Genomic DNA, 5,576 nt, shown 5'->3' with positions numbered 1-5,576 from the left:
CCCCAAATCTTCAGCCCTGCCACCATCTCAACTACCGCCTCACCCCATGCTGCTCCTTCACCCCATTGATAAACGCCTGCATCGCCGACGACTTGATCCGGTGCCGCCGGGTAATCAACCCAAACGGCGGCAGTCGCGGTTCGAACGCCACTGGCAGCACGGCCAGCAGGTGCTTGCCGGGGTAGTCCTCGACCACTGAAGTTGGGGTTACACCGATCATGTCGGTCTGTTGCAGCAGCGACAGCAAGGTCATGATCGAGGTCGTTTCCACCACGCTGTTGGGGATGTCGACGCGGGCATCGTGGAACGCCTGATTGACGATGGCGCGCATGGGGCTGGGGTGTTGCTGCAGTACCCAGGTCATGCTCTGCAATTCTTCCCAGGTCAAACTGCCAGCGGCGGCGATGGGGTTCTGCGCGCCGACGATCACGCACAGTTCTTCTTCGCCCAGGCTGTCGAACAGCAGGTCTTCGGCGCGCATGCCGGTAGGGATGCGGCCCAGCACCACTTCCAGTTGGTCCTGCAGCAGGGCTTGCACGAGTACATCGCTGGTGTCGACCTGAATGCTCATGGACAGCCGTGGATGGCTCTGCTTGAGGGTGGCGATGGTGCGTGTGAGCAGGCCCGAGGCCAGCGCCGGGATGGCGCCGACGGTGACGCGGCCCAGGTTGCCGGATTCCAGGGCAACCAGTTCCTCGCGCATGCCGCTGAGTTCGGCGAACACCATGCGCGCGTAGTAGATGACGGTTTCGCCGAAGGGCGTGGCGCGCATGCCGCGGGGGAGACGCTCGAAGAGTTCGACACCTAGCAGGCTTTCCGCTTCGTGGAGCATCTTGGTGGCGGCAGGTTGGGTCATGCCGATCTCGTCGGCGGCGCGGCGCAGCGAGCCGAACTCCTTGAGGGTCAGCATCAGGCGCAGTTGCCGCAGGCGCAGGCGGCTGTGGATCAGGCTGGCTTCCGGGATTCGCGACATGGGAAAGGCTCGGCAGGAATGAAAAAAGGCAAGCCGCGCAGGGCTTGCCGAAGGGTACATCAATTGGTTGTGCGGCGCCTTTGTGGGCGTTTTCGCGGCTGGACGCCGCTCCTACAGGGGGGGTGTAGGAGCGGCGTGCAGCCGCGAAGGGGGCGCCGCCGATCTCACTCCACCGCGCGTTCCACGCGCCGGCCGCGCAATCCGAACAGGGCTTTGATGCCGCGCGCGATCAGAGGCCAGAACAGCATGAGCAGCGCCGCCGTGGTCAGCCCACCCACCAGGGGGTTGGACCAGAAGATCCCCAGCTCGCCGCCCGAGAACAGCATCGACTGACGGAAGGCGTCCTCGGCCTTGTCGCCCAGTACCGCCGCCAGCACCAGCGGCGCAATGGGGTAGCCCAGTTTCTTGAACAGGTAACCCAGGGCACCAAACACCAGCATCATGCCCACATCGAACATCGAGTTGTGCACCGAGTACGCGCCGATCGCACAGACCATCACGATGATCGGCGCGATGATCGAAAACGGGATGCGCAGGATCGCGGCGAACAGCGGCACCGTCGCCAGTACCACGATCAGGCTCACCACGTTGCCCAGATACATGCTGGCAATCAGGCCCCAGACAAAATCATGCTGCTCGGTAAACAGGGTCGGCCCTGGGTGCAGGCCCCAGATCATCAGGCCGCCGAGCATCACCGCCGCGGTGGCCGAACCCGGTATCCCCAGGGTCAGCATCGGCAGCAGGGCACTGGTGCCCGCCGAGTGGTCAGCGGTTTCTGGCGCGATCACCCCTTCGATTTCACCTTTGCCGAAGTTGTCGCGATTTTTCGAGAAGCGCCGGGCCAGGCTGTAGCTCATGAACGACGCCGCCGTTGGCCCGCCGGGGGTAATGCCCATCCAGCACCCCACCAGGGTGCTGCGCAACCAGGTCAGACAGTAGCGCGGCATTTTCTTCCAGGTCTGCCAGATCACCTTCGGCGTGATTCGCGCATGCTCGCCGCGAAATACCAGGCCTTCCTCGACGGTGCAGAGAATCTCGCCGATACCGAACAGGCCAATCACCGCCACTTCGAAACTCATGCCTGACAGCAGCCACGGTTGATCGAAGGTCAGGCGCAGGTCACCGGATACGGTATCCATGCCGACAGCCGCCATGGCAAAGCCGATCATCATCGCCACAATGGTTTTCAGCGGCGGGTTCTTGCTCATGCCGATGAAGGTGCAGAACGCCAACAGGTACACCGCGAAAAACTCCGGCGAGCTGAAGCGCATGGCGAATTCGGCGATGCGGGTGGACAGGAAGGTCAGCAGCAACACGCCCACCAGCGCGCCCAGCAATGCCGAGCTGAAGGCGGCGGTCAGCGCTTCGCCGGCCTTGCCCTGGCGGGCCATGGGATAGCCGTCGAAGGTGGTCGCCACCGATGAGGGCTCGCCGGGTATGTTGAACAGGATCGAGGTGATCGAGCCGCCGAACAGCGCCCCCCAGTACATGCACGACAGCAGGATGATGGCCGAGACCGGCGACATGGTGAAGGTCAGCGGCAGCAGCAGGGCGACCCCGTTCGGAGCACCCAGGCCCGGCAATACCCCCACCAGAATGCCCAGCAGTACACCCACCACCATCAGGCCGATGTGGCCAGGGGTGAGGATCAGGTTCATGCCCTGCATCAAGGAATCGAATTCACTCATTTCATCGCCCTCGACACGAAATGGGCCAGATCGCCCAGGGGGCCAGCATCCAGCGGAACCTTGAACCACAGGGCGAACACCAGGTAGCTGAACAGCGCCGCGCCGCCGGCCACCGCCAGGATGGTCCACCAACCGTAGGGCGTATCGCGCTGACGATCGCGCCACATGAACCAGCCGATGAACAGCACCGACGCCAGGTACAGACCTATGAACGGCATGCTGGCCACGAACAGCACGATGGGGATGAATACCTTCAGCACCTGGGCGAAGGCCGTGCGGCTGACGAAGGCTTGAGTCAAGGCGCGCCAGTGCACCAGGGTCAGTACCAGATTGGCCAGGCTGGCGCCGGTCAACAGCAGGCCGATGTAAAAGGGAAAATAGCCCGGCTCCGGGCCGGCGTCACCCCAGCCGATGCCACTGGCGTGGCTGCCGACCATCACCACGGTGCCAACCGTGGCAGTGAAGATCGCCAGGCCCAGTTCGACCCAGCGCGTGCTCACCAATGCAGGTGTGGAATGGGACATGTGTCTACCTCCTGAGCGGGGCGCGGCAAACGACGCGCACCTGAAGGGGACGCCGCGGTCGGCGTCCTTGGCGGGCGGTTACTGGCGCAACCAGCCGGCTTGGGCGAACACCGGGGTGACCCGGGCGGTGTCCTTCTGGATGTAGTCCACCAGGCCCTGGCCCTCGAGGAAGGTCGGCACCAGTGCATTGCGCGCGACGTAGGCCTTGAACTCCGGCGCCTGGGTGACCTTGCGCAACAGCTCCACGTAGAACGCGCGCTGCTCGTCGGTCACGCCACCGGGCATGAACACGGTGCGTGGAAAGCGGTATTGGTCCACGCCCAGGCCTTGTTCGTGACACGTGGGAATGTCGGCCCAGCTCTGGGTGTCGGTGACTTTTTCGGCATAGGCCATGCGCTCCTGACTGAACACGCACAGCGGCTGCACCTGGTTGCCGCGCCAGTTGCTGAGGCTTTCGCTGGGATTGTTGACGTTGGAGGTGATGTGCTTGCCGGCCAGTTGAATCGCCGCTTCACTGCCGCTCTTGAACGGAATGTAGGTGAGCTTGTTGCCGGTGGTCTGATTGAGCAGCAGGGTCAGGGTCTGGTCGACGTCCTTGGACTGGCTGCCGCCCATGCGCATCTGGGTCGGCTCGGCCTTGACCGCTTCGTAGTACGCCTTGGCGTCTTTCCAGGGGGCATCCTTGTAGGTCCACAGGATGAAGTCATCCTCGGCCACAGCGGCGACCGGGGTCAGGTCGCTCCATTGATAGCCCAGCTTGGCCACCAACGGCAGCAGGTAGACGTTGTTGGTGCCGATCACCAGGCGATCGGCCTCGCCCTTGGTCAGCTTCATGTCCAGGAACGCTTCGGCGCCGTTGCCGCCACCTTTGTTCATGACCACGGTGCTGACATCGAGCAACTTGTGCTGGGTGATGATGGACTGGATCAGGCGGCCCAACTGGTCGGTACCGCCACCGGGGCCACCGGCCACGACGATCTCGACGTTCTTGTCGGGCTGCCAGGCGGCGAGGGCGGGAAAGGATGTCGCGGCCAGCAACGAACAGGCGGCGAGCAGGGGCGCGAAATGTCGACCGAGTACGGTAGGCATGGTGGACCTCGTTATTGTGTTTGTTATCAGGTGAGCCGAGTGTGCGGACAGGGGGTGATTCGCGTCTAGTCAAAATATTACATACGGCGATAACCTTGGGTTATAGCGCCTATCTGATAGCCAGAGGTGATAGGTGTATGAGCAGGTTTGATTAGACGGTTATCGCTGAAGGGTGGTTATAGTGATGGCAGCTGGGTTGCGCGCAGCATGCCGTAACGAAGGCATGCCGTGATGAACCCCTACAACAACAATGAGGAGCAGCCCATGAGTCAATCCCTTCCCCGTATTGCCATGGTACTGGGCGACCCGGCCGGTATCGGCCCTGAATTGATCGCGCGCCTGTTGAGTGAGCCGGACGTCAACAGCAAGGCCCGCTTCGTGTTGATCGCCGACGAAGCCGAACTCAAGCGTGGCATGAGCATTGCCGGTACCGAGTTCGCCTATCAGCCGATCGACAGCCTGGACCACCTCGACTTCAGCGGCTCCATGCCGCTGTTCTACAACTTTCGTGGTCAGGCGCAGGGCGAGTTTCCTCGCAGCCAGGCCAGCGTCATTGGCGGCCGCTACAGCCTCGATACCCTGGAACAGGCCTTGCGCCTGACCGCCGCCGGCGATACCGACGCGATCATCTTCGGGCCCTTGAACAAGACGTCCCTGCACATGGCCGGCATGGCTCACAGCGACGAGTTGCACTGGTTCGCCGAGTACCTGGATTTCAACGGGCCGTTCTGCGAGTTCAACGTGCTCGACAACCTTTGGACGTCCCGCGCCACCTCCCACGTGGCGCTGGCCGAAGTGCCGAAGATGATCACCCAGGAGCGGGTGCTCGAGGCCATCCAGCTGATCGACAATGAACTCAAGCGCAGCGGTTTGGCCACGCCGCGCATCGGCGTGTGTGGCCTGAACCCGCACAATGGCGACAACGGCAGCTTCGGTCGCGAGGAGCTGGACATCATCGGCCCGGCCATCGAGCAGGCCAAAGGCCTGGGCATCGGTGCGGACGGGCCGTACCCGGCCGATACCATCTTTCTCAAGGTACAGGGCGATGCCAAGGCCTTCGATGCCGTGGTGACCATGTACCACGACCAGGGGCAGATCGCGATCAAGTTGATGGGCTTTTCCCGTGGCGTCACGGTACAGGGTGGGCTGCCGATCCCGATTACCACGCCCGCGCATGGTACGGCCTTCGATATCGCCGGGCAGGGCAAGGCGAACCTGGGGGCAATGCGGCAGGCGTTCGAGATTGCGTGTCGGATGGGGGGTTCGCGTAGGGGGTGATGATTGGGGTGGATGGTCCCCTCA

General features: G+C 63.1%; 5 protein-coding genes. 1 reads left to right on the top strand and 4 read right to left on the bottom strand.

From position 1 onward, the window contains the following. Positions 1 to 31 precede the first annotated feature (31 nt). From B3397_RS15695 to B3397_RS15680, 4 genes are all read right to left on the bottom strand, one after another. Positions 32 to 973 (bottom strand): LysR family transcriptional regulator, encoded by a 942-nt coding sequence (locus B3397_RS15695; protein WP_296251735.1) that lies wholly within the window; start codon positions 971 to 973, stop codon positions 32 to 34. A 164-nt stretch (positions 974 to 1,137) separates the two neighbouring features. Further along, positions 1,138 to 2,661: a tripartite tricarboxylate transporter permease gene (locus B3397_RS15690; protein ID WP_296251733.1), complete on the bottom strand. Its 1,524-nt coding sequence runs from the start codon at positions 2,659 to 2,661 to the stop codon at positions 1,138 to 1,140. Continuing rightward, a complete protein-coding gene (locus tag B3397_RS15685) occupies positions 2,658 to 3,185 on the bottom strand; it encodes a tripartite tricarboxylate transporter TctB family protein (RefSeq protein WP_296251731.1) in 528 nt (175 codons plus the stop codon). The genes B3397_RS15690 and B3397_RS15685 overlap by 4 nt, the downstream gene beginning before the upstream one ends. A 78-nt stretch (positions 3,186 to 3,263) precedes the next feature. Then, the gene (locus tag B3397_RS15680; protein ID WP_296251729.1) at positions 3,264 to 4,274 is read right to left on the bottom strand and encodes a tripartite tricarboxylate transporter substrate binding protein; all 1,011 of its coding nucleotides are present in this window, start codon (positions 4,272 to 4,274) and stop codon (positions 3,264 to 3,266) included. Positions 4,275 to 4,538: 264 nt separating this feature from the next. Here B3397_RS15680 and B3397_RS15675 point away from each other — a divergent pair, with 264 nt between their 5' ends. Continuing rightward, positions 4,539 to 5,552 (top strand): 4-hydroxythreonine-4-phosphate dehydrogenase PdxA, encoded by a 1,014-nt coding sequence (locus tag B3397_RS15675; RefSeq protein ID WP_296251728.1) that lies wholly within the window; start codon positions 4,539 to 4,541, stop codon positions 5,550 to 5,552. Positions 5,553 to 5,576 lie beyond the last annotated feature (24 nt).

It is taken from the genome of Pseudomonas sp. UBA4194 (genome assembly GCF_002379585.1).
GTDB lineage: Bacteria > Pseudomonadota > Gammaproteobacteria > Pseudomonadales > Pseudomonadaceae > Aquipseudomonas.
Note: the sequence above shows the minus strand (reverse complement) of the source record. Positions and strands in the feature narration are given on the sequence as shown.